Below are 25,956 nucleotides of genomic sequence, written 5' to 3'. Positions count from 1 at the left end.
AGCAACGACTATGGGGGAACGAGCAGATACATTTTTAGCACACTTTAATCGCATTGAAAAGTGGATGAGAGAGAGACTGAACAATCCTGTCAATATGGGATTCAGTGAAATGACAAGACGTCTTTCCCGAAAAGAAAAAGGACAGATTGCTCAATTTGAAGAGGATTTGCTTCAAATGGCTCAGTTAAGAAATGCCATCGTTCATGAGCGAATTGCTGATGATTTTGTAATTGCAGAGCCAAACGAATGGGCGGTTCAACGAATTGAAACGATTGAACAAGCTTTAACAAAACCAGAAAAAGTAGTGCCTAAATTTGCGAAACGTGTTACAGCTTTTGAAATCACCACTTCTTTAGAAACGTTATTAACGATTATTGCAAAAAAACAATATTCCCAATTTCCGATTTATGAAAAAGGTGTATTTAAAGGATTAATCACGGTTCGAGGGATTGGTGTATGGTTTGCCATTGAGAGCACCAAAGGAGAAGTTCACATTGCCAACCGAACGGTGCGAGAATTGTTGGCATCAAATTATAAACGCAGCAACTATCAATTTGTTTCAATTGAAGCAACCGTTTTTGAAGTTGAACAAATGTTTCGGGAGCAGCCACGCTTAGAAGCTGTGCTTATTAGTAAAAGTGGCCATCCTAATGGTGAGTTAGTAGGCATTGTTCGACCAAGAGATTTAGCAAGTATTCATAGAGAAAAGGAATGACGCGATTGTTAGTAGTATATTTTTTAATCAGTGCCTTATTAGTAGGGTTTGACCAATGGAGCAAATATTTGACGGTCCAAAACATTTCTTTGGGTGAAACAAAAGAATTCATTCCTGGATTTTTGTCGCTGACCCATTTAAGAAATACCGGAGCTGCTTGGAGCTTATTAGAAGGAAAGATGATATTCTTTTATGTCATCACAGTAATTGTTAGTGTCGTGATTATTTATTTATTAATTAAGAATTATAAAAAGAGTGTCTGGTATTCTGTAGGTTTATCTTTTGTCTTAGCAGGTGCCATTGGGAATTTTATTGATCGTGTACGTTTAGGCTACGTGGTGGACATGCTCCAAACGGATTTTATGAATTTTCCTATTTTTAATGTTGCAGATAGTACGTTAGTGGTCGGCGTTATTTGTATATTTATTTATTTGATTTTAGATGAAAAAGCAGCAAAGGAAGGCAAAAATGGAACAAATTAACGTAACGATTCAAACAGAAAAAGGCCGGATTGATAAAGTATTAAGTGAACATTTACCCAATCATTCCCGCTCGCAAATTCAACAATGGTTAAAAGAAAAACACGTAACAGTTAATGGTGAAACGGTCCGCGCAAATTACAAAGTTACAGCAGGCGATGAAATTGTTGTAACAATTCCTGAACCAGAAGTGCTAGATATGGTAGCAGAGGATATTCCTTTGACCATTGTTTATGAAGACAATGATGTGATTGTTGTCAACAAACCTCAAGGCATGGTTGTTCATCCTTCGGCAGGGCATCCCAATGGTACATTAGTGAACGCGTTACTTCATCATGCGGATCACTTATCGGCGATTAATGATGTGGTGCGACCCGGAATTGTTCATCGAATTGATAAAGATACTTCGGGGCTATTGATGGTGGCTAAAAATGATCAAGCCCATGAATCATTAGCGAAACAGCTAAAAGAAAAAACATCGTTACGTAAATACGTTGCCTTGGTCCACGGTGTTATTCCTCACGATAAGGGAGAGATAAATGCGCCTATTGGTCGTTCCAAGGTTGACCGCAAAATGCAAGCGGTCATTGAAGGCGGTAAAGAAGCAGTCACGCATTTTACTGTTTTAGAGCGTTTTGATGCATTTACCTTAGTTGAATTACAACTAGAAACAGGTCGGACACACCAAATCCGTGTTCACATGAAATATATCGGTTATCCATTAGCTGGAGATCCGTTATATGGACCGAAAAAAACATTGCCTGGCAATGGACAATTTTTACATGCGAAGTTATTAGGCTTTACACATCCTACTACAGGTGAACAATTAGTCTTTGAAGCGCCTTTACCAGAAGTTTTTGAAAAAACTTTACACCAATTAAGAAATAATCATTGATTTTTTTCTGAAGAAGAGGTAAACTCTTTTTTAAGAAGAAAAATAACTAAATAACTGTAACCTTTAAGTTTAGTCCCGTGAGGCTAAGAAGGAATCATGCAAAAGAACACTAGGTGCGCTTAGTTAGTAAGTTGTGTGGGCTACATGGTACCCTTGTACCTTTTTAAACTGTAACCAACATCCTCCTATCCTCATACGGGTAGGAGGATTTTTTGTTGGAAAAAATAACAGGACAATTTCAATAAAAACCCACTTATTTTTCAGCTGCTCAATTGAAGGAAGAATCGCTGACCCCAAGACAGCGAGGACGTAGATAAAAAAGAAATGAGGAGGAAATTATTATGCCAAAGAAAGAAGTTGTTGACGCAGTCACAATGAAACGAGCGCTTACTCGAATCTCGTATGAAATTATTGAAAGAAACAAAGGAATTCAAGACATTGTTTTAGTAGGAATTAAAACGCGTGGGATATACATTGCACAACGTCTAGCCGAACGCTTAAAACAATTAGAAGATATTGACGTGCCAGTTGGTGAATTAGATATTACTTTGTATCGTGATGATGTGAAAGATATGGAGGAACCTGAATTACATTCTTCTGACGTACCAGTCTCAATTGAAGGTAAAGAAGTTATTTTAGTGGATGATGTCTTGTACACTGGCCGGACCATTCGTGCTGCGATGGACGCTGTTATGGATTTAGGTCGTCCGAGAAAAATCTCTTTAGCAGTCTTAGTAGATCGTGGACATCGGGAACTACCGATTCGTGCCGATTATGTAGGAAAAAATATTCCAACATCAAAAACTGAGGAAATTATTGTGGAAATGGAAGAGCGCGACGGTGCAGATCGTATTATGATCAGTAAAGGAAACGAATAAAAAGGAGTGAACAACGTTGTCAGAAAAAGAATTTCGAAATGAAGATGCAGTCTTAGATATTAAAGACAGACCGCAAGCTTTTCACTGGGTTGGCCTGAGTTTACAACATTTATTTACGATGTTTGGTGCAACGGTTTTAGTACCAATCTTAGTGGGAATTGACCCAGGGATTGCGTTAGTCAGTTCAGGATTAGGAACAATGGTCTATCTGATTACTACAAAAGGAAAAATCCCCGCCTATCTTGGCAGTAGCTTTGCTTTTATTGCAGCGATGCAGATGTTAATGAAGAGTGATGGTTATCCAGCCATTGCCCAAGGTGCTATGACAACCGGCTTGGTATACCTAATCGTTTCATTAATCATTAAAAAAATTGGTTCCGACTGGTTGGATAAAATTTTACCACCTATCGTTGTAGGACCTGTCGTGATGGTTATCGGTTTAGGCTTGGCTGCTAACGCCGCAAATAACGCAATGTATAACAACAACGTTTATGATTTTAAATATATTGCCGTAGCCTTAATTACTTTAGGCTTAACCATTTTTTACAACATGTTTTTCAAAGGCTTCCTAGGATTAATTCCAATTCTTTTGGGAATTGTCAGTGGGTACCTAATCGCTTTAGCTTTCGGAATTATTGATTTAACCCCTATTAAAGAAGCTGCTTGGTTTGCTTTACCGAATTTTGAAGTACCTTTTGTTCAATATGAACCGAAATTGTATTTAAATGCTATTACAACAATGGCACCAATTGCTTTTGTAACAATGACAGAACATATTGGTCATTTAATGGTCTTGAATAAATTAACCAAGCGCAACTTTTTCCAAGACCCAGGCTTATCTAAAACTTTAATGGGAGATGGCTTAGCGCAAATTGTAGCAGGTTTTGTTGGTGGACCACCAGTTACAAGTTATGGTGAAAATATCGGCGTGCTAGCAATTACAAGAGTACACAGTGTCTTCGTGATTGGTGGAGCCGCGGTGTTCGCTGTAGCTTTAGGCTTTGTTGGAAAATTAAGTGCCTTGATTCTAAGTATCCCAGGACCAGTTATTTCAGGAATTAGTTTCGTCTTGTTCGGTGTGATTGCCGCAAGTGGTTTGAAAATCTTAATCGATAATAAGATTAATTTTGATAAGAAAAAGAATTTATTGATTGCTTCAGTAATTTTAGTCATCGGCATTGGTGGCTTAGTCTTCAAAGTAGGAACTTTTGAATTGTCTTCAATGGCATTAGCAACCGTCTTAGGAATTGTTTTGAATTTAATTTTACCGGAAAACGCACGTAGCGAAGAACAGTAGGAGGACTGGACGAATGATTATTACATCTGAACGAATTAGTTTAAAACATCTTTTAACTGCTGAGGCTTTAACCGACCGTGAAGTCATGGGGTTAATCCGTCGCGCAGGAGAATTTAAACAGGGGGCAAAATGGCACCCAGAAGAACGTCAATATTTTGCAACAAACTTGTTTTTTGAAAATAGTACTCGAACACATAAAAGTTTTGAGGTAGCTGAGAAAAAATTAGGCTTAGAAGTGATTGAGTTTGAAGCAAGTAGAAGTTCTGTTCAAAAAGGAGAAACGTTATACGATACAGTACTAACGATGTCGGCAATTGGTGTAGATGTAGCAGTCATTCGTCATGGTAAAGAAAATTATTACGATGAATTGATTCAAAGTAAAACGATTCAATGTTCTATTATTAACGGTGGGGACGGGAGTGGACAACACCCTACACAATGTTTATTGGATCTTATGACCATTTATGAAGAATTTGGTGGATTTGAAGGCTTGAAAGTGGCGATTGTGGGAGATATTACACATTCTCGCGTTGCTAAATCAAATATGCAGTTATTAAACCGTTTAGGCGCTGAAATTTATTTTTCAGGTCCAGAAGAGTGGTACGATCATCAGTTTGATGTCTATGGACAATATGTGCCATTAGATGAAATTGTTGAAAAAGTCGATGTGATGATGTTGCTTCGCGTGCAGCACGAACGTCATGATGGTAAGGAAAGTTTTTCAAAAGAAGGCTATCATTTGGAATATGGTTTAACCAACGAACGGGCAACTCGTTTACAGAAACACGCAATTATTATGCATCCAGCGCCAGTCAATCGGGATGTTGAACTGGCAGATGAATTAGTGGAAAGTCTGCAATCAAGAATCGTCGCGCAAATGAGTAATGGAGTCTTTATGCGCATGGCAATTTTAGAAGCAATTTTACATGGAAAGGCCTAGGTGGAGAAATGAAGACGTTAATTAAGAATGGAAAAATCATCAAAAAAGAGAATCAATTGATTGAGGCAGCACTTTGGCTAGAAAATGGTGTGATTCACGCAATCGGAGAATCGTTTGACGAAGCAGATTTTGAGCAAGTGTTTGATGCGAAAGGGCAACTAATCACGCCAGGCTTGGTGGATGTGCATGTTCACTTTAGAGAACCAGGCTTTACGTATAAAGAAACGATTAAAACGGGTAGTAAAGCTGCTGCTCGCGGTGGTTTTACTACGGTTTGCGCAATGCCCAATTTGAATCCAGTACCAGATACGGCTGAAAAATTAAGTGAGGTTTACGACTTAATTCAAAAAGATGCAGTCGTGAAAGTTTTACAATATGCCCCCATTACAGAAGAGCTACGGAGTGAAGTTTTAACCAATCAGAAGGCCTTAAAAGAAGCGGGCGCCTTTGCATTTACGAATGATGGTGTTGGTGTCCAAACGGCAGGAACGATGTACTTAGCCATGAAAGAAGCGGCTGCATTAGATATGGCACTTGTTGCGCACACGGAAGATGAATCTTTATTATTTGGTGGTGTGATGCATGAAGGCGAAGTTTCTAAGAAATTAGGCCTACCAGGGATTTTAAGTGCAACGGAAGCTTCACAAATTGCTCGGGATATTACTTTAGCAAAAGAAACAGGCGTTCATTATCATGTTTGTCATGTTTCAACAGAAGAAAGCGTGCGCGTTATTCGAGATGCTAAAAAAGCAGGGATTCACGTAACAGCCGAAGTTTCGCCACACCATTTAATTTTAGTCGATGAGGATATTCCTGGTGACGAAGGGTTTTGGAAAATGAACCCGCCATTACGTGGTTTAGCAGATCGACAAGCATTGATTGACGGCTTGTTAGATGGCACGATTGACTGTATTGCTACCGACCATGCGCCCCATGGTTTAGAAGAAAAACAACAATCATTTTTAAACGCACCTTTTGGTATTGTCGGTAGTGAAACGGCCTTCCAATTGATTTATACGAACTTTGTCGAAACAGGCATTTTCACATTAGAACAAGTGATTGATTGGATGGCAGTGAAACCGGCAGAAATTTTTGGATTAAACGCAGGAACACTAACAATTGGTGCACCAGCAGATATTGCAGTTTTTGACTTAGCAACAGCTGCACCAATTGATGCAGAAGCATTTGAATCAATGGCTGTCAATACACCATTTACAGGGTGGACAGTCAAAGGAAAGACACTTATGACATTTGTTGACGGAGCATTAGCTTGGTCGGAGGAGGCGCAGTAGGTTTGAAAAGGTTATTGATTTTAGAAGACGGAACAGTATTTGAAGGAAAAGCGTTTGGTGCAGAAGGCAATGTAGTAGGAGAAGTTGTTTTTACTACTGGCATGACAGGTTACCAAGAAGCAATTACTGACCAAAGTTTTAATGGACAAATGATTACTTTTACGTATCCATTAGTTGGAAATTACGGGGTCAACCGAGATGATTATGAATCCATTGCACCAACCTGTAAAGGTGTCATTGTTAAAGAGCATGCGCGGGTTGCTTCAAATTGGCGTCAACAAATGACCTTGGATGAATTTTTAAAGCGCAAAGGGATTCCGGGAATTTCAGGAATTGATACGCGTGCGCTGACTCGTAAGTTACGATCAGCTGGAACAATGAAGGGGAGCATCATTGATGCCGTGGATGATTTGCCGCATGCGTTTGATCAACTAAAAGCGACAGTCATGCCGAAAAATCAAGTGGCACAAGTCTCCACCACTAAGCCTTATCCGAGTCCAGGTATTGGGCGTAATGTGGTCGTCGTTGATTTTGGGTTGAAACATAGTATTTTGCGAGAATTATCAAAACGGCAATGCAACTTAACCGTGTTGCCTTATAATACAACGGCCGAAGAGATTTTAGAATTAAGTCCCGATGGTGTCATGTTGACAAATGGGCCTGGAGATCCCAAAGATGTGCCTGAAGCTATTGAAATGATTCAAGAAATCCAAGGAAAAGTTCCAATTTTCGGCATCTGCTTAGGTCATCAGTTATTTTCATTAGCAAATGGTGCGGATACGTATAAGATGAAGTTTGGACATCGCGGTTTGAATCATCCTGTACGAGAAATTGCAACAGGACGCATTGATTTCACTTCACAAAATCACGGATATGCCGTGGATGAAGCAACAATTGATCCAGAAAAATTACTTGTGACCCACGTGGAAGTCAATGATGGAACGGTTGAAGGCGTGCGTCATCGAGATTATCCTGCTTTTACTGTGCAATATCACCCAGATGCGGCTCCAGGACCGCACGATGGTCTTCATTTATTTGACGAATTTATGGAATTAATGGATGCATGGAAGGAGCAAAACTAATGCCAAAACGAACGGACATCAAGAAAATCATGGTGATTGGTTCAGGACCAATCATTATTGGACAAGCAGCAGAATTTGACTATGCAGGCACACAAGCCTGTTTAGCGCTAAAAGAAGAAGGGTATGAAGTTGTCTTAGTAAACTCAAATCCAGCAACCATCATGACCGATAAAGAAATCGCGGATCATGTTTATATTGAACCGATTACTTTAGAATTTGTTTCAAGAATTTTGCGAAAAGAACGTCCTGATGCTCTTCTACCAACATTAGGTGGTCAAACTGGATTAAATATGGCGATGGAATTATCGGAATCAGGAATTTTAGATGAGCTAAATGTAGAATTGCTAGGAACAAAGCTCAGTGCGATTGACCAAGCGGAAGACCGTGATTTATTTAAACAATTGATGGAAGAATTAGAACAACCGATTCCAGAAAGTGAAATTGTCAATACGGTGGAACAAGCCGTGGCTTTTGCCAAACGAATTGGCTATCCAATTATCGTTCGTCCCGCATTTACTTTAGGTGGAACAGGCGGCGGCATGTGCGATACGGAAGAAGAACTCCGCCAAATTGCTGAAAATGGTCTGAAATTATCACCAGTTACACAATGTTTAATTGAAAAAAGTATTGCTGGTTTTAAAGAAATTGAATATGAAGTGATGCGTGACTCGGCTGATAATGCGATTGTGGTTTGTAACATGGAAAACTTTGATCCTGTCGGCATTCACACTGGGGATTCGATTGTTTTTGCTCCGAGTCAAACCTTATCAGATTATGAATACCAAATGTTGCGAGATGCGTCTTTGAAAATTATTCGTGCATTAAAAATTGAAGGTGGCTGTAATGTTCAATTAGCTTTGGATCCGCATAGTTTTAATTATTATGTGATTGAAGTGAATCCTCGTGTTTCTCGCTCATCTGCACTTGCTAGTAAAGCCACAGGGTATCCCATTGCGAAGTTAGCTGCAAAAATTGCTGTTGGTTTAACATTAGATGAAATGAAAAATCCAGTTACTGGAACCACTTATGCCGAATTTGAACCCGCTTTGGACTATGTTGTTTCCAAAATTCCTCGTTGGCCTTTTGACAAATTTGAAAAAGGTGCTCGAGAACTAGGAACGCAAATGAAAGCTACCGGGGAAGTCATGGCAATTGGCCGCAACATTGAAGAATCCTTATTAAAAGCAGTTCGTTCTTTAGAAATTGGTGCTTATCACAACGAGTTAGAAGAACTAAGTCATGTCAGTGATTTAGAATTAACGAAGAAAATGGTTCATGCGCAAGATGATCGATTGTTCTACTTATCAGAAGCTATTCGTAGAGGATATAGCATCGAAGAATTACAAAGTTTAACGAAAATTGATTTATTCTTCTTGGATAAACTTTTACACATTATCGAAATTGAAACGACCCTTGAAAGTCACGTGAACAACGTAGCTGTCTTGAAAGAAGCCAAACAAAATGGCTTTTCTGATCGGAAAATCGCAGCACTTTGGGGACAAACAGAACAAGCCATTGCTGACTTCCGTAGAGCCAATCAAATTGTGCCCGTCTATAAAATGGTCGATACGTGTGCTGCAGAGTTTGAATCACACACGCCTTATTTTTATAGCACGTATGAAGTGGAAAACGAAAGCAATGTTTCGAAAAAGCCTTCTGTACTAGTATTAGGTTCTGGTCCCATTCGCATTGGTCAAGGGGTCGAGTTTGATTATGCAACCGTTCATTCTGTCAAAGCAATCCAAGCGGCTGGTTATGAAGCAATTATTATGAATAGTAATCCTGAAACAGTTTCAACAGATTTCTCTGTTTCTGATAAATTATACTTTGAGCCATTAACTTTAGAAGATGTCATGAATGTGATTGATTTAGAAAATCCGATTGGCGTGATCGTCCAATTTGGTGGACAAACAGCGATTAATTTAGCTGAGCCGCTCACAAAACAAGGCGTTAAAATTCTTGGAACAACGATTGAAGATTTAGATCGTGCGGAAAATCGTGATTTATTTGAACAAGCTTTGCAAGAGTTAGCGATTCCTCAACCACCAGGAGATACAGCCACAAGTGCAGAAGAAGCAGTCGTGATTGCTGATCGTATCGGCTATCCCGTTTTAGTGCGTCCAAGTTATGTTTTAGGTGGTCGGGCAATGGAAATTGTCGAAAATCAAAAGGATTTGGAAGATTATATGCGACATGCAGTCAAAGCTTCTCCAGAACATCCTGTCTTGGTTGATAGCTATTTATTGGGACAAGAATGTGAAGTTGATGCCATTTGTGATGGTGAAACAGTACTAATTCCAGGGATTATGGAACATATTGAACGAGCTGGCGTGCATTCTGGTGATTCAATGGCGGTTTATCCACCGCAGTATCTTTCTCAAGAAATTCAAGCAACGATTGCCGATTATACAAAAAAACTGGCACTTGGTTTAAACTGTGTAGGCATGATGAATATTCAATTTGTTATTCATGAAAATCGTGTTTATGTGATTGAAGTGAATCCTCGTGCGAGTCGAACAGTTCCTTTCTTAAGTAAAATCACAGGGATTCCGATGGCCCAAGTTGCTACAAAAGCGATTCTTGGTGAGAAATTGACTGACCTAGGTTATCAAGATGGGTTATATCCTGAAAGTAAACAAGTTCATGTGAAAGCCCCTGTATTCTCCTTTACGAAACTACAAAAAGTAGATACGTACTTAGGGCCTGAAATGAAATCAACTGGGGAAGTTATGGGTAGTGATTATTATTTAGAAAAAGCCTTGTATAAAGCCTTTGAAGCATCTGGCTTGCATTTGCCAAGTTACGGGGCTGTACTTTTCACCATTGCTGATGAAACAAAAGAAGAGGCTTTAGAAATTGCTAAGCGTTTTTCAGCAATTGGCTATAGTTTAGTCGCAACGGAAGGAACCGCTGACTTTTTAGCGAAGCATCAGTTGCCTGTTAAGAAAGTGACGAAAATTTCTAATCCTGAAGGGGAAACCGTGCTGGATGTCATTCGTAATGGGAATGCACAAGTGGTAATCAATACCATGGATAAAAACCGTTCCAGTGCCAACCAAGATGGGTTTTCAATCCGTCGGGAAGCAGTCGAACATGGGATTCCATTGTTTACCTCACTTGACACAGCGAATGCGATTTTAAAAGTTTTAGAATCAAGAGCCTTTACGACAGAAGCCATTTAAGCAAAAATCTGGAACAATCGTCTGAGGAGGACTGTTCCAGATTCTTTTACGAAGAAATAGAAAATCATTTATAGGGGAATCAGAGAATAAAGGAGTGAAGGATACTGATGCAGAGAAAGCAAGAAATGATGACCATTGTAGCTCAAAAACAGTTAGCGCCACGGATTTATCAGTTAGACTTACAAGGCGAGTTAGTGAAAGAGATGACACGACCTGGACAGTTTGTGCATATCAAGGTTCCGCGTGCAGATTTACTTTTGCGGCGACCGATTAGCATCAACCAAATTGATCATTCGAACGAAACCTGTCGTTTGATTTATCGAGTCGAAGGCGCTGGAACGGAAGTGTTTGCCACCATGAAGGCTGGTGAACAATTAGATATTTTAGGTCCTTTAGGAAACGGCTTTGATATAACTACCGTAGCAGCTGGTCAAACTGCTTTTATCGTTGGTGGAGGAATCGGGATTCCCCCATTGTATGAATTATCAAAACAACTCAATGAAAAAGGCGTGAAAGTGATTCATTTTCTTGGTTATGCATCAAAAGAGGTTGCTTATTACCAACAAGAATTTATGGCATTAGGAGAAACACATTTTGCCACAGATGACGGCTCGTTTGGCACTCATGGCAACGTGGGCCGTTTATTGTCAGAAGCGTTAGCAAAAGGACGGATCCCTGATGCAGTTTATGCTTGTGGTGCGAATGGTATGTTAAAAGCAATTGATTCTTTATTTCCAACACATCCACACGTTTACCTTTCTTTAGAAGAACGGATGGCCTGTGGAATTGGGGCTTGCTATGCCTGCGTTTGCCATAAAAAAGGAGACACTACTGGAGCAAAAAGTGTCAAGGTCTGTGATGAAGGTCCGATTTTTAAAGCAAGTGAGGTTATCTTATAATGAAAAATCCTTTAGCTGTTTCAATTCCAGGTTTAACATTAAAAAATCCAATTATTCCCGCCAGTGGTTGCTTTGGGTTCGGGGAAGAATATGCTAACTATTATGACCTTGATCAATTAGGTTCAATTATGATTAAGGCAACAACGCCCCAAGCACGATATGGAAATCCCACGCCACGTGTAGCTGAAACACCTAGTGGTATGCTAAATGCCATTGGATTGCAGAATCCAGGCTTAGACGTGGTTATGCAAGAAAAATTACCAAAATTAGAAAAATACCCTAACTTACCGATTATTGCAAATGTTGCAGGTGCTTGCGAAGAGGACTATGTGGCTGTTTGCGCAAAAATTGGGCAAGCGCCTAACGTCAAAGCAATTGAATTGAATATTTCCTGTCCTAATGTGAAACATGGCGGCATAGCTTTTGGTACAGATCCAGAGGTTGCTTTTCAATTAACACAAGCAGTCAAAAAAGTCGCCTCTGTTCCGATTTATGTTAAACTATCACCAAACGTAACGGACATTGTGCCGATCGCCCAAGCAATTGAAGCAGGGGGCGCAGACGGTTTTTCTATGATTAATACATTGCTAGGGATGCGCATTGATTTAAAAACGAGAAAACCTATTTTAGCCAATCAAACTGGCGGACTATCTGGCCCAGCCATTAAACCTGTTGCTATTCGCTTAATCCGACAAGTCGCCAGTGTTTCTCAGTTGCCAATTATTGGAATGGGCGGTGTTCAAACAGTGGATGATGTCTTGGAAATGTTCATGGCAGGTGCTAGCGCTGTCGGTGTTGGTACGGCCAACTTTACAGATCCATATATTTGTCCGAAGTTGATTGACGGATTACCTAAGCGAATGGAAGAGTTAGGTATTGAATCGTTGGAACAATTAATTAAAGAAGTGAGAGAGGGGCAGCAAAATGCACGATAGACCAATTATTGCGTTAGATTTTCCCACGCAAAAAGAAGTGGCTGTTTTTTTAGAAAAATTTCCTAAGGAAGAAGCCTTGTTTGTTAAAGTGGGGATGGAACTTTTTTACGCAGAAGGACCAGCGATTGTTCGCTGGCTTAAAGAACAAGGACATGATGTTTTCTTGGATTTAAAATTACATGATATTCCGAATACTGTGGAAAAAGCGATGACAAATTTAGCAAAATTAGGCGTTGCCATTACCAATGTCCATGCAGCAGGGGGCGTTCGAATGATGCAAGCAGCTAAGGAAGGTCTAATCAAAGGGACTCAGCCAGGCGCTAAGGTTCCTGAGTTAATTGCTGTAACCCAGTTGACTTCTACTAGTGAAGAAGAGATGCACCACGATCAATTAATCAACGTTTCTTTAGAGACAAGTGTCATTCATTATGCTAAATGTGCGGAAAAAGCGGGTCTGGATGGCGTGGTTTGTTCAGCATTAGAAGCACGTGGTATTCAAGAAGCAACCAAGCAGACGTTTATTTGCTTAACACCTGGTATTCGCCCAGCGGGAAGTGCAGTAGGTGACCAGCAACGGGTCGTTACGCCGCAACATGCTCGCGAAATCGGGTCCACATATATCGTTGTTGGCCGACCTATTACCCAAGCAGAAAATCCTTATGAAGCCTATCAAGAAATCAAAAAAGACTGGAGCGGAAAGTAACATGACAAAAGTAGCAAAAAAGATTGCCAAAGATTTATTAGATATTGAAGCGGTATTTTTAAACCCTAATGAGCCGTTTACCTGGGCTAGTGGCATAAAAAGCCCGATTTATTGTGATAACCGTATCACGATGAGTTATCCTGCTGTGCGTAAAGAAATTGCAGAAGGCTTAGCGGCAAAAATTAAAGAGACTTTCCCAGAAGTCGAAGTGATTGCTGGGACAGCTACCGCAGGGATTCCACATGCGGCATGGGTAGCCGATATTTTAGGATTACCAATGGTTTATATCCGCAGTAAAGCCAAAGACCACGGCAAAGGGAATCAAATTGAAGGCCGAATTTCTGAAGGACAAAAAATGGTAGTTATCGAGGATTTAATTTCAACCGGCGGTAGCGTGTTAGAAGCGGCAGAAGCGGCGGAACGTGAAGGAGCAACGGTTTTAGGCGTTGCGGCAATCTTCACTTATGAGTTACCCAAAGGAACGGTAAATTTTGCAGATAAACAGATGACGTTACTAACGTTAACCAATTACTCAACTTTAATTGATGCTGCATTAGAAGCAAATTATATCGAAGAAAAAGATGTTACCTTATTACAAGAATGGAAAAAAGATCCTGAAAACTGGGGCAAATAACCGTTGCACTAAAGATGGTTCTTGTCGTCTGATTTTTAGTGTCATTTTCAGTAACCAGATTTAACGGTAGGAGAACTTAGGTCATTTGCCGAGGAGCGTAATGATCTAAGTTCTTTTGTTTGACGTAGAAAAGATGTTAGGATAGAGTTTTAACATGAGTTTTACCTGATTACTATGTGGAATGAAGGAAGAGTGTATGAAAAAAATAAAAAATATGGACGTTGAATGGAGCTATACAGGCAACGATGGACCGGAACATTGGCATACGCTATGTGACTGGTTTGCAGAAGGTGCTAAGTTTGCTTATCAATCGCCAATTGCTTTAGAAAAAGAAAGTGCTGAGACAGTAAATTCTCAGATTACGTTTCATTATAAAAAAGAAGAATTCACTGAAAAGGAATTCAAAAATACGTTTCATTTTGTACCACCAAATACGGAAAGTTACGTAATGTTTGAAAATGTTGCGTATCATTTAACCGATATTCATTTTCATATGCCTAGCGAACATTTGCTATCGGGAAAGCAGTATCCGCTAGAATTCCATTTGGTTCATATGAACGATGCTGGCGAAAATTTAGTTGTCGGTTGCCTGTTTACCATCACTGAGGAAGAAAATCGTTTTTCAGAAGCGAATCATCCGATGGACTGGGAAAACGGCACGCACCAACAATGGTTTAATCCGTCAATCTTTTTACCAGAGGAGCGTCTACACTACCATTATGTAGGCTCGTTAACAACACCGCCAACTAAGGGTCCAGTGAAATGGTTTGTATTTGATACCATTCAAAAAATGGATCAAGCCTTTTTAAATAAGATCAAGGAAGGTATGTTGGCCTTTAACAATCGGCCCCTTCAGCCGTTGAATGGGCGTAAGATTTATTTTTCAAATGATTAGTGTGTGGAGGAAAAAGGGTTGAATATTCAACAAATGAAGTATGTTGCTGCCATAGCTAACAATGGGAGTTTTCGGGAAGCAGCCAAAAAGCTATTTATTACACAACCTAGCTTGTCAAATAGTATTCGGGAATTAGAAGAAGAACTAGGGATTTCCCTCTTTTTACGTACCAATAAGGGCGCTTTTTTAACAGAAGAAGGAATGGTTTTTTTAGAACAAGCAGAGAAAGTTTTAGTTCAAATGGAGTTATTGGAAAATCGCTATCGCGAGACAGTGACCAGCGAACGATTCTCCATCTCTTCGCAACATTATGATTTTTTAGGTGAGGTAATTGCCAAAGTTCTTAAAAAGTATGGGGATCAATATAAAGATTTTCGTGTCTTTGAAACCACGACCTTAAAAGTAATTGAAGATGTCAAAGGATTTCACAGTGAGCTGGGGATTATTTATTTAAATGAACAAAATAGTGTCAGTATTGAACGGTATTTAGAACAAGCTAATCTAGCCTACGAGGTAATTAGTACTTTTAATACACACATTTTTTTAGGAAATCATCATCCTTTAGCCAAGCAAAAAGAAATTCATTTAGAGGAATTAGTTCCCTATCCACAAGTTCGCTTTAATCAAGAAGGAAGCAATTTTTCCTATTTTTCTGAAGATTTAGTTGAAATTCCTGAACAGGAATCGGTCATTCATACTACAGATCGTGGAACCTTGATGAATTTGTTGGTAGAAACTAATGCTTATGCTTCTGGTTCAGGAGTCGTAACGGGTTTTACGAAGAAAGAAATTCGGTTAGTACCATTGGCGCCAGCCTTGGAAAATCGTATTTGTTTACTCTTTCCCAAAAATCGGGAAATCAGTCCGATTGGTCGCTACTTTATCAAAGAATTAAAAGCGTTGTTTAAAAAAGAGGTAGATACCAAAACGTTTAGCACTAAGGAATAAAAAGAAGGAACTATCAGTGATTTGACTGATAGTTCCTTCTTTTTTGGCTCATTTTGAAACAGTAGAAATGGTTTCTCTTTCAATTAATGTGACAGGCACTTGAATGTCTTCTATGATTTGAAGGTCTTGTTGCATCGTTTGTAATAACACTTCGCCAGCTAGTTTTCCCATTTCTTTAAAGTCTTGTGCCATGGTTGTTAATGGCGGTTCGACAAATGCTGCTGCTTGAATATCGTCAAAACCAATAATCGATAATTCTTTTGGCACATGAATACCTAGGTTTTTACAGTTTCGTAAACAATGTAACGCGCTGAAGTCATTATCGCAGACCACGGCTGTGAGTTGGTGCGCCTCAAAATAATGTTTAAAGTTGTGTTCATCTAAGAGATTGGTTTCCGTGATTGCTGTATGAAATGCCAGATTGGCTTCTTTTAAAGCTTGGAGATAACCTAAATAACGTTGCCGAACGGATTGTAGGGCTGGACTTCCTGAAAGGATATATCCAATTTTTGTATGTCCTAAGCCAATTAAGCGTTCGGTTGCTGTTTTACCACCAGCAAAGTTGTCTGATTGAATGGTTGCAAAAGGCAAATCATGGATCTTTTTATCCAAGACAACGACTGGAAAATTCATCAAAGCCAACTCGAACAGTAAGTCGAGATAGTCATTACTAGTAGCAGCATAATAGACAAGCCCGGCAAACTCATTCACAATGTCCGCAGCATTTTTCTCTCTCAAAAAATTAGGCGAGGTCATAAAGACTTCTAAACCAGCTGCTTGAATAGTAGGGGCCAAACCGCTATAGAAATTTCCTACTGATAAATCGTCTGCAAAAGGCAATAAAAAAAGAACTTTATTTAAAGAGGTATGAAGAGGATGCTTTGGTGCTTGAACAAAACTTCCTTTTCCTTGGTGACGTTGGATTACGCCTTGCGTTTCCAACTCAGTTAGCGCTCGTTTGGACGTAATTCTACTGACGTTAAACTGAGCCGATAATTCTTTTTCGGTAGGCACTTGCGCTCCAACAGGCAATCGCCCTGAATCAATTTCATTTTGTAAATAATCAATAATTTGTTGATATAATGGTTGCTTCATTCATTTCACCTCACAATAAGATATATCTTATTTATAGTTTACCATAAATTAATTGGTTTTAAAATGAAAAAAATGATTGAAATCACTAGACAAAGCGAAATGAAAACGCTATAATTCAATTGTAAAATGATATATCAAATTTAAGAGGTGACGAGAATGGTTTATACAGAAGTTCCAAAATCCGTAGCAACATTTATGGAGACAATTACAGAAAAATGCGGTGAAGCACATCAAGATTGGGCAAAAAACTTTCAGGCGGCCTTTGCCAATACTTTACTAACAACAGTGAAACGTCAAGAAGATGGTACTACCTTTTTATTAACAGGCGATATTCCAGCAATGTGGTTGAGAGACTCAACAGCGCAAGTTCGTCCCTATTTAGTGATTGCGAAAGAAGACGAAGACCTTGCTCAAATGATTGCTGGGTTGGTTAAGCGCCAGTTTCGTTATATTTGCATTGATCCTTATGCCAATGCGTTTAATGAAACAGATAATCATGCAGGCCATCAAACTGATAAGACAGAAATGAATGGCTGGATTTGGGAACGGAAATATGAAATTGATTCATTATGTTACCCGGTCCAATTAGCCTATTTACTTTATAAAAATACTGGGATGACCGAACAATTTAATTCAGATTTTGTGGAAGGCGTCAAAAAAATTCTCAACGTTTTCACAACAGAACAAGATCACGCACAGTCACCTTATTTATTTGAACGAGATACGTGGCGTCAAGAAGATACGTTGGTTGAAGCAGGGAAAGGAACACCAGTTGGCAAAACAGGGATGACATGGTCAGGCTTCCGTCCTAGTGATGATGCCTGCCAATATGGTTACTTAGTTCCTTCTAATATGTTTGCAGTCGTAATTTTAGGCTATATTCAAGAAATTTTCTCTGATGTTTTAGAAGATGCTACGATTGTGGCGATTGCTAAAAAATTACAAGAAGAGATTGAAGAAGGCATCCAAACATTTGGACGAACAAAAAATCAAAATAACGAAACGATTTACGCGTATGAAGTGGATGGCTTAGGCAATGCAAGCGTGATGGATGACAGTAATGTTCCCAATTTAGTAGCAGCTCCATATCTTGGCTATTGTTCAACAGAGGATGAACAATATTTAACAACGCGTCAAACCTTATTAAGTAAAGAAAATCCTTACTTCTATGAAGGCAAATACGCGAAAGGGATTGGTAGCTCGCATACACCAGAAAATTACGTGTGGCCGATTGCTTTAGCAATGGAAGGAATGACAACCAAAGATAAAGCAGAAAAAGAACGAATTTTAGATTTATTAGTTGCCACAGATGCGGGGACTCATTTGATGCATGAAGGTTTTGACGTAGATAATCCTGAAAATTATACAAGAGAATGGTTTTCATGGGCTAATATGATGTTTTGTGAATTAGTTATGGATTATTTTGACATCCGAGTGGAAAAATAGGAGGAAAAGTGATGACAAAGAAAAAAGTCTATATTGTTTCCCATAGTCATTGGGATCGTGAATGGTATCTTCCTTATGAAGAACATCATATGCGCTTAATTGAATTAGTGGATAATGTATTAGATTTAATTGAAAATGATCCAGAGTTTAACAGTTTCCATTTAGATGGACAAACGATTATCTTAGACGACTATTTACAAGTTCGCCCAGAGAAAAAAGAAGCCGTAAAAAAAGCTGTCCAAGCAGGCAAACTAAAAATCGGACCATTTTATATTTTACAAGATGACTTTTTAATTAGCTCTGAATCCAATGTTCGAAACATGCTGATTGGGCATTTAGAAAGTCAAAAATGGGGAGCACCAGTTCAATTAGGTTACTTCCCGGATACATTTGGGAATATGGGTCAAACGCCTCAAATGATGCAATTAGCAAATCTGCCTGCGGCTGCCTTTGGACGCGGGGTGAAACCGATTGGCTTTGATAACCAAGTCTTAGAAAGCGACTATAGCTCACAATATTCTGAAATGTGGTGGGAAGGTCCTGATCAAACGAAAATTTTCGGCTTGCTTTTTGCTAACTGGTATAGTAATGGGAACGAAATTCCTTCAGAAAAAGAAGCGGCAATCGCTTTTTGGAAACAAAAATTGGCTGATGTGGAACGTTACGCTTCCACAAACCATTTATTGATGATGAATGGGGTCGACCACCAACCGGTACAAAGAGATATTACTAAGGCCATCGCTTTAGCCAATGAACTATTCCCAGAATATGAATTTATTCATTCCAATTTCGATGACTATTTGAAAGCTGTTCAAGAGGAGTTACCAGAAGATTTAGGAACAGTAACAGGTGAATTAACGAGTCAAGAAACGGATGGCTGGTACACATTAGCCAATACTTCTTCTGCTCGCGTCTATTTAAAACAGTGGAACACAAAAGTCCAACGCCAATTAGAAAATATCGCAGAACCTTTAGCAGCAATGGCTTACGAAGTAACTGGCGACTACCCACATGACCAATTTGATTATGCTTGGAAAACATTGCTTCAAAACCATCCGCACGATAGTATTTGTGGCTGTTCTGTCGACGAGGTTCACCGAGGCATGATGACTCGCTTTGAAAATGCCAATGATGTCGGGCATTTCTTAGCAGATGAAGCAACACGACAATTAACAGAAGCAATTGATACAAGTGTTTTCCCAGAAAAAGCGCACCCGTTTGTTTTATTTAATACTAGTGGCTATCAGAAAACGGAGGTTGTCACTGTGGAAGTGGAGATTGAACGATTGCCATTTTATACAGGAAAACCTGAAGATCTTTATCATGAATTAAAACAAAAAGCCACCCCAGATTATCAAGTGATTGATCCAACTGGAAAAGCCGTTGCAAGCCGTATTGTCAAAGAAGATGTTCGTTTTGGTTACGATTTACCTAAAGATGCTTTCCGTCAACCGTACATGGCCAAATACTTAACGGTCGAATTATCTGTCAAAGAAATGGCGCCATTCTCTTGGGATAGCTTTGCATTGATTCAAGGAGAAACGAAAGCTTTTGAAGGAAGTCTTTTGGCTCAACCAGCAACAAATGAAATGGAAAACGAATTTATTCAAGTGAAAATTGAAAACAATGGTAGCTTAACCATTGCTGACAAAAAAACAGGAGAAACATTTTCAAAATTGTTAACATTTGAAGATACTGGCGACATTGGGAATGAATATATCTTTTTCAAACCGACCGAAGACCAAGGAATTACAACCGAAAATGTAATGGCTGAAATTACGAATAAAGAAAATTCCCCTGTAAAAGCAAGTTATCAAATTAAACAAACCGTCATGTTACCAGTTTCAGCAGATGAACGATTAGAAGAAGAACAAAAGGCTGTTCGTGAGTTTAGAGAACGCCAAGCACAACGTTCAACGACGCTTCGCCCGTTCGAAATAACGACAGTGGTTACAATGATCAAAGAAAGTAACCAATTGTTCTTTGAAACAACCATTAATAATCAAATCAAAGATCATCGTTTACGCGTGCTTTTCCCAACTGGCATGGTCACAGAAACACATGAAGCGGATAGTATTTATGAAGTCGTGACACGACCAAATCAAGTAAGCGACACATGGGAAAATCCAACAAACCCGCAGCACCAACAAGCGTTTGTGAATGTTCATGACCAAAACAAAGGCGTGACTATCTTCAATGAAGGCTTAAATGAGTATGAAGTCTTAGCAGATGGAACCATTGCTGTCACATTAATTCGTTGTGTTGGCGAACTAGGTGATTGGGGCTATTTTGCGACACCAGAAGCACAATGCCAAGGAGAATATACCTTTAAATATGGTTTGTCATTGCATGGAAAACCAGAAGAACGCTTTGCTACGTATCAACAAGCCTATAGTGCACAAATTCCTTTTACTGCAGCTACTACTGCGCGTCATGAAGGTAAACTAGCACCGAACCATGTTTATTTGACAACGGCAGAAGGACCGATTGGTTGGACAGCCGTTAAACGTCAAGAGCAAACGAATCATTTAGTCGTTCGTGGCTTTAATCTAACAGCGCAAAATATTCCTTGTGAACTTCACAAAGAGACACAACCAGCGACTTGTTTAACAAATGTATTAGAAGAACCGTTGACACCAGCGATAGAAGTTGATACACCATTACGTCCGTTTGAAATTCGGACATGGCGTTTCGAAAAATAAATAAATAGGAGAACTTTGTTGAAAAGGACAAAGTTCTCCTATTTTCTTCTCTGTCGTTTTTTTGAGATATTTATAATAAAAATCTAGCGAAACAATGAGAAAATCATTCATTTTACGGTCAATTTGTGCTACTATAACGTCAACTGAAGGAGTGAAGCTAAATGGATTTAACCAATCGTTTTAATCGTCAAGTAAATAAAATTGCTGTTTCTTTAATTCGTCAATTTGACGAACAAGTCTCAGGAATTGAAGGTATTTTAAAATTAACGCTAGGAGAGCCGGATTTTAACACACCTGAGCATGTCAAAAAAGCAGCCAAAGAAGCAATTGATGCGAATTTTTCTCATTATACAGGGATGTCTGGTTTGTTAGATGTTCGTGAAGCAGCCGCTTATTTTATGAAAGAAAAGTACCATTTGACTTACCAGCCTGCGACAGAAATTTTAGTAACAGTTGGAGCAACAGAAGCGATTTCAGCTTCGTTATTAGCAATTTTAGAACAAGGTGACAAAGTGCTATTGCCAGCACCTATTTACCCAGGGTATGAACCAATTATTACATTGGCGGGGGCGGAGCCGGTATATTTGGATACACGAGACAACGATTTTGTCTTGACCCCTGAAATGATTGAAGCGGCAATGGCCGAGCATGGGGAACAAGTCAAAGCAATTATTTTAAATTATCCTAGCAACCCAACTGGTGTCACTTATAACCGCCAAGAGTTGCAAGCAATTGCTGATGTTCTAAAAAAATACGACATTTTTGTGATTAGCGATGAAATTTATAGTGAGTTAACTTATGATGAGAGTCATGTTTCGATTGCTGAAATGTTACGTGACCAAACGATTTTAATTAACGGTTTGTCGAAATCACATGCCATGACAGGCTGGCGGATTGGCTTTATTTTTGCACCAGCGATTTTAACAGCGGAGATCATTAAAGTTCATCAGTATTTAGTTACTGCGGCTGCAACTGTGTCTCAAAAAGCGGCTGTTCGTGCCTTAATCAAAGGAATGCATGATGCTGAAATTATGAAAGAAGAGTATCGGAAACGGCGCGATTTTGTTTATGAACAGATGACTCAATTGGGGTTTGAGGTTGCGCGTCCAAATGGCGCCTTTTATATTTTTGCTAAGATTCCTACTGGTTATGAACAAGATTCTATGAAATTTTGTATTGATTTAGCACAAAAAGAAGCAGTAGCGTTGATTCCAGGTATTTCTTTTGGCCCAGAAGCAGAAGGATACGTCCGAATTAGTTATGCGTCCGATATGGATAAATTAACAACGGCCATGGAACGAATTGCACATTACATGGCGACACAACGCGTAACGTACTAGCCTTTATAGATTCTTTACACAACTTTACCTTTTATTTACATTTAATTGAAACAGAATTAACAGAGTCTTGGTAGACTAAACTTGTAACTAATTGAAAAGGAAGTGCAAAGATGAAAAAACGTGTAATTGCAGCAACTATGCTGAGTCTAGGGTTATTATTAACTGGGTGTGGAGCTCAAGGAGGCACAACTGAAAAATCCAGCGAAGCGGATAGTAACAAACCAGTTAAAATTGTCGCTGTTGGTTCCACCGCTTTACAACCGTTAGTAGATGCTGCGAAAGATCAATTTACACAAGAACATCCTAATTATACAGTTTCTGTCCAAGGTGGCGGCAGCGGAACAGGACTTTCGCAAGTTGCAGATGGCGCAGTGACCATTGGAAATTCCGATGTGTTTGCCGAAGAGAAAGATGGCGTGGATGCCTCTAAATTAGTTGATCATCGGGTGGCCGTGGTTGGTATGGGACCAGTGGTCAACAAAGAAGTCGGCGTGAAGAATTTAACGAAGCAACAATTGATTGATGTCTTTACTGGCAAAGTCAAAAACTGGAAAGAAGTGGGCGGCAAAGATCAAGAAATCGTCGTAATAAACCGCGCAAACGGAAGTGGCACCCGAGCAACATTTGAAAAATGGGGCTTAGATGGAGCTAAACCAGTTCAATCACAAGAACAAGATTCTTCGGGAACAGTTCGTAAAATTGTTGAACAAACACCAGGAGCAATCAGCTATTTAGCTTTTTCTTATATGGATGATTCCACTGTTGCCTTAAGCATTGATGGTGTTGAACCAAAAGAAGAACACGTGAAAGACAATTCATGGAAAATCTGGTCTTATGAACATATGTATACAAAAGGGGAGCCTAATAAAGATGTAAAAGCCTTCTTAGACTATATGGTCACCGATGATGTTCAAAAAACAATTGTCAAAGACTTAGGTTATTTAGCCATCACAGATATGCAAGTAGAACGTGATGTAAATGGAAAAGTAACTGAAAAATAAACAAAAAACTCAGCCAATAAACAGGATTGGCTGAGTTTTTTTAGGCTTCTTTTTTTGTTAAAGGCAAGGTGATTGTAAAAGTGGTCCCTAAGCCTAAGTGACTATCAATGGCGATTTTACCGCCTAATAATTCTGTGTAATTTTGGACAATAGCTAGACCTAGACCGGTGCCACCAGAATGACGGCTACGTGCTTTATCGACACGATAGAACCGTTCAAAGATCCGTTCTTGGTCTTTTTGACTAATGCCAATGCCAGTATCTTGAACAGATAAACGTAATTGCTGATTTTCAATAGCATAAGAAATAGTAATCTGACCATTTTCTTGGGAATACTGAATGGCATTTTCAATTAGATTCTTCACGATTGGATAAAACAATTCGTATTTGGTGAAAAACTGGCTCTCTGGCAGACCATGAACGACTGTTTTAAGCTGTTTTGCTGCCAATTGTTGCTGATAAGAACCGAGAATTTCTGTAATAAATTTTTCTAAAGTAATTTCTTGTTCTGCATAAGGAATTGTTGCGCTGCCCCGAGAAAGTTCTAAAATTTCTTGAATTAATTGTTGCAGACGCTGGGCATCTTTTTGCATGATGTGCAAAAATTGATCAAGGACTTCCGGATCTTCTTTGGCACCGTCTATGAGTGTCTCGGTAAAGCCTAAAAGAGAAGTGACAGGCGTTTTTAGTTCATGAGACACGTTTGATACAAAATCTTTTTGCATTTTTTCTAGTTGGCGAACGCGCGTTAAATCATAGGCAATTCCTAACACTTGATAATCATTGGCGCTTTGATCATCCAAGTAACGAAGAGAAAGATCTAATCGTAAAGGTGTTGGTCCCTGTGTCACAGTGATTTCTTGATGTAAGCTGTTTTTTTCAGCGACGACTTGATGGATTAAATGAATCAAATCGGCGTCTTGAATCACTTCAAGATAATTGCTTTGCATATTTTTAGCAGAGAGTCCTAACATTTCCTGCATTTTAGGGTTCAACAGACGAAGCCGTCCTTGCGTATCAATGATAAAGACACCAATCATCAGCTCATCTAAAAGTTCGTGAAATTGCTCATCCGCAGACGTATACGCTTTATACGTTTGACTTACTTGTTGACTCAGTAGGTTAATAGTTTCGTAAAGTTCATTCCATTCAGAAGATTGCTGGATAATGGATCGATTTTCATCTGGATGTTTAAGCATTCGTTTCAGAATCGGTAAGACAGTCACTAGCGGTTGATTTTTTTGCCGTAACAATAAAAAGATAAACAAGGTAATTAGCAGGAACAAGATGCCAAATGTAAAGATAATATAGCGACGAAAAGATTGGATATTTTTAGAAAATAGCGCGGTTTGTTCCGAAATCCGAATAATGCCAACGATTTCTCCTGATTTTAAAACAGGCGTGGCAACGTACAGAAGTTCTTTATTTAACGTTTTACTCTTTCGTAAAGCTGAACCATAGGTAGCTCCTGATAGAACCGCAGCGATTTCAGGTCGTTTTTTGTGCGACTCTAGCGGTTCATTTTGGCTGCTGTCAAAAAAGACGGTACCATTTTTTTGCAACAAAGTTACCCGTTCTTCTGCATCATCTAACGCATGGGTGACAAGGAGTTGTTGTTGGTTTGTCAGTTGCCCTTTTTCGAAAACGGAAGGGGGCAACTGGTCTGTTAAAAGGGTATTTTTTCTTCTTAAATAGGTTTCTTGCTGAGCAACCATTTCTTTTTGAAAGAAAAAATTGGTCGCTGCAATACTCCCGACAAATAATAAAAGCATGACTGCCGCAACTAAAAAATATTCAATCCGCAGTCTCTTTTTCATCGTTTTGGCTCCTGAAAACGGTAGCCAAAGCCACGGACAGTTACTAAGTAAACGGGCCGTTTGGGATCGGGCTCGATTTTATCACGTAAATGACTAATGTGGACATCGACGATGCGACTTTGTCCAGCGAAGTCATATTGCCAAATTCGTTCCAACAAGGTTTCCCGATTGATGACCCGATCTTTGCGTTTCATGAAGTAAACGAGTAATTCAAATTCTTTCGGTGTTAGCTCAATGGGCTGATTGCGCACAAAGACTTCATAATTTTGTTCATCCACACGAATCTCGCCAATCACAAGCGGAGCTTTAGGTGTGTCCTCTTGAAGCGTTTCGGTCGTGGTAGGTTTTAAACGACGGAAAATAGCTTTCATGCGTGCTAGGACTTCTCTGGGACTAAAAGGTTTTGTTAAATAATCATCCGCCCCAATTTCTAAGCCGATGATTTTATCTACTTGTTCATCTTTGGCAGTTAAAATCAAAATAGGCGTGTCAATTTTTTCTCGACGAAGTGCCTTGGTAATTTCTAAGCCATCCATACCAGGAAGCATTACATCTAAAATTATAAAATCATATTGATTAGACAAAGCTAATTCGAAGCCGTTTTTACCATCTTCGGAAGTAGTCACCTGATAGCCTTCTTTTTCCAAATTAAAGGTTAACAAAGTTAAAATCGATGGTTCATCATCGACGACAAGAACTTTTTTCATTTACATAACTCCTTCAAGAAATTTCTGAAAATAAGTGTATATTTCACTATTGTTAGTTTAACATATTTTTAGAGG

The 25,956-nt window shown here is 39.2% G+C and carries 22 protein-coding genes; 19 read left to right on the top strand and 3 right to left on the bottom strand.

Translation table 11 applies throughout. From position 1 onward, the window contains the following. Nucleotides 1-10 precede the first annotated feature (10 nt). The 15 genes from IGJ03_RS06915 (at nt 11) to IGJ03_RS06845 (ending at nt 15,774) form a co-directional block, all read left to right on the top strand. A complete protein-coding gene (locus tag IGJ03_RS06915; protein WP_002360173.1) occupies nt 11-715 on the top strand; it encodes a CBS domain-containing protein in 705 nt (234 codons plus the stop codon). Between the two features lie 5 nt (nt 716-720). Next, on the top strand, nt 721-1,197 hold the full coding sequence (gene lspA, locus IGJ03_RS06910) for a signal peptidase II (RefSeq protein WP_033607058.1): 477 nt from the start codon (nt 721-723) through the stop codon (nt 1,195-1,197). Then, nucleotides 1,184-2,089, top strand: a complete 906-nt coding sequence (locus IGJ03_RS06905) for an RluA family pseudouridine synthase (RefSeq protein WP_002371061.1) — start codon at nt 1,184-1,186, stop codon at nt 2,087-2,089. Before lspA ends, IGJ03_RS06905 begins: the two co-directional genes overlap by 14 nt. A 338-nt stretch (nt 2,090-2,427) precedes the next feature. Then, complete coding sequence (gene pyrR / locus IGJ03_RS06900) at nt 2,428-2,967, top strand: bifunctional pyr operon transcriptional regulator/uracil phosphoribosyltransferase PyrR (protein WP_301280621.1); 540 nt, start codon at nt 2,428-2,430, stop codon at nt 2,965-2,967. Between the two features lie 16 nt (nt 2,968-2,983). Beyond that, nucleotides 2,984-4,264, top strand: a complete 1,281-nt coding sequence (locus IGJ03_RS06895; RefSeq protein ID WP_010777670.1) for a solute carrier family 23 protein — start codon at nt 2,984-2,986, stop codon at nt 4,262-4,264. A gap of 13 nt (nt 4,265-4,277) precedes the next feature. Next, nucleotides 4,278-5,204: an aspartate carbamoyltransferase catalytic subunit gene (locus tag IGJ03_RS06890; protein ID WP_002357411.1), complete on the top strand. Its 927-nt coding sequence runs from the start codon at nt 4,278-4,280 to the stop codon at nt 5,202-5,204. An 8-nt stretch (nt 5,205-5,212) separates the two neighbouring features. Then, the gene (locus IGJ03_RS06885; RefSeq protein WP_002366770.1) at nt 5,213-6,496 is read left to right on the top strand and encodes a dihydroorotase; all 1,284 of its coding nucleotides are present in this window, start codon (nt 5,213-5,215) and stop codon (nt 6,494-6,496) included. A gap of 2 nt (nt 6,497-6,498) precedes the next feature. Beyond that, nucleotides 6,499-7,578 carry a carbamoyl phosphate synthase small subunit gene (locus IGJ03_RS06880; RefSeq protein WP_002364043.1) on the top strand — a complete coding sequence of 360 codons (1,080 nt, stop codon included), beginning with the start codon at nt 6,499-6,501 and terminating at the stop codon, nt 7,576-7,578. Beyond that, nucleotides 7,578-10,760 carry a carbamoyl-phosphate synthase large subunit gene (gene carB, locus IGJ03_RS06875; protein ID WP_002374720.1) on the top strand — a complete coding sequence of 1,061 codons (3,183 nt, stop codon included), beginning with the start codon at nt 7,578-7,580 and terminating at the stop codon, nt 10,758-10,760. Before IGJ03_RS06880 ends, carB begins: the two co-directional genes overlap by 1 nt. A gap of 107 nt (nt 10,761-10,867) precedes the next feature. Further along, on the top strand, nt 10,868-11,659 hold the full coding sequence (locus tag IGJ03_RS06870; protein ID WP_010777669.1) for a dihydroorotate dehydrogenase electron transfer subunit: 792 nt from the start codon (nt 10,868-10,870) through the stop codon (nt 11,657-11,659). Then, nucleotides 11,656-12,594 carry a dihydroorotate dehydrogenase gene (locus IGJ03_RS06865; RefSeq protein WP_002379493.1) on the top strand — a complete coding sequence of 313 codons (939 nt, stop codon included), beginning with the start codon at nt 11,656-11,658 and terminating at the stop codon, nt 12,592-12,594. Before IGJ03_RS06870 ends, IGJ03_RS06865 begins: the two co-directional genes overlap by 4 nt. Beyond that, the gene (gene pyrF, locus IGJ03_RS06860; RefSeq protein WP_002365730.1) at nt 12,584-13,297 is read left to right on the top strand and encodes an orotidine-5'-phosphate decarboxylase; all 714 of its coding nucleotides are present in this window, start codon (nt 12,584-12,586) and stop codon (nt 13,295-13,297) included. Before IGJ03_RS06865 ends, pyrF begins: the two co-directional genes overlap by 11 nt. A gap of 1 nt (nt 13,298) precedes the next feature. Beyond that, nucleotides 13,299-13,931, top strand: a complete 633-nt coding sequence (gene pyrE / locus IGJ03_RS06855) for an orotate phosphoribosyltransferase (protein ID WP_033594785.1) — start codon at nt 13,299-13,301, stop codon at nt 13,929-13,931. Nucleotides 13,932-14,112: 181 nt separating this feature from the next. Further along, on the top strand, nt 14,113-14,826 hold the full coding sequence (locus IGJ03_RS06850; protein ID WP_002382382.1) for a carbonic anhydrase: 714 nt from the start codon (nt 14,113-14,115) through the stop codon (nt 14,824-14,826). 18 nt (nt 14,827-14,844) lie between these two features. After that, nucleotides 14,845-15,774 carry a LysR family transcriptional regulator gene (locus IGJ03_RS06845; protein WP_002361904.1) on the top strand — a complete coding sequence of 310 codons (930 nt, stop codon included), beginning with the start codon at nt 14,845-14,847 and terminating at the stop codon, nt 15,772-15,774. Between the two features lie 48 nt (nt 15,775-15,822). Here the strand turns inward: IGJ03_RS06845 and IGJ03_RS06840 are convergent, their stop codons facing one another. After that, a complete protein-coding gene (locus tag IGJ03_RS06840) occupies nt 15,823-16,869 on the bottom strand; it encodes a GntR family transcriptional regulator (protein WP_002381851.1) in 1,047 nt (348 codons plus the stop codon). 156 nt (nt 16,870-17,025) lie between these two features. On the opposite strand from IGJ03_RS06840, the gene IGJ03_RS06835 reads away from it, so the two are divergent. From IGJ03_RS06835 to IGJ03_RS06820, 4 genes are all read left to right on the top strand, one after another. Beyond that, entirely contained in the window at nt 17,026-18,315 is a 1,290-nt protein-coding gene (locus tag IGJ03_RS06835) for a glycoside hydrolase family 125 protein (protein WP_002357422.1), read from the top strand. An 11-nt stretch (nt 18,316-18,326) separates the two neighbouring features. Beyond that, a complete protein-coding gene (locus IGJ03_RS06830) occupies nt 18,327-21,017 on the top strand; it encodes an alpha-mannosidase (protein ID WP_086317913.1) in 2,691 nt (896 codons plus the stop codon). Between the two features lie 161 nt (nt 21,018-21,178). Then, nucleotides 21,179-22,357 carry a pyridoxal phosphate-dependent aminotransferase gene (locus IGJ03_RS06825; RefSeq protein ID WP_375804640.1) on the top strand — a complete coding sequence of 393 codons (1,179 nt, stop codon included), beginning with the start codon at nt 21,179-21,181 and terminating at the stop codon, nt 22,355-22,357. Between the two features lie 110 nt (nt 22,358-22,467). Beyond that, nucleotides 22,468-23,358, top strand: a complete 891-nt coding sequence (locus IGJ03_RS06820; protein ID WP_002374731.1) for a phosphate ABC transporter substrate-binding protein PstS family protein — start codon at nt 22,468-22,470, stop codon at nt 23,356-23,358. 40 nt (nt 23,359-23,398) lie between these two features. Here the strand turns inward: IGJ03_RS06820 and pnpS are convergent, their stop codons facing one another. Further along, the gene (pnpS, locus tag IGJ03_RS06815) at nt 23,399-25,174 is read right to left on the bottom strand and encodes a two-component system histidine kinase PnpS (protein WP_010818400.1); all 1,776 of its coding nucleotides are present in this window, start codon (nt 25,172-25,174) and stop codon (nt 23,399-23,401) included. Beyond that, complete coding sequence (locus IGJ03_RS06810) at nt 25,171-25,881, bottom strand: response regulator transcription factor (protein WP_002357427.1); 711 nt, start codon at nt 25,879-25,881, stop codon at nt 25,171-25,173. The genes pnpS and IGJ03_RS06810 overlap by 4 nt, the downstream gene beginning before the upstream one ends. Nucleotides 25,882-25,956: the final 75 nt, after the last annotated feature.

It is taken from the genome of Enterococcus sp. DIV1315a (assembly GCF_051712325.1).
Lineage (GTDB): Bacteria > Bacillota > Bacilli > Lactobacillales > Enterococcaceae > Enterococcus > Enterococcus faecalis.
This window is presented reverse-complemented; position numbering and strand designations above follow the sequence as displayed.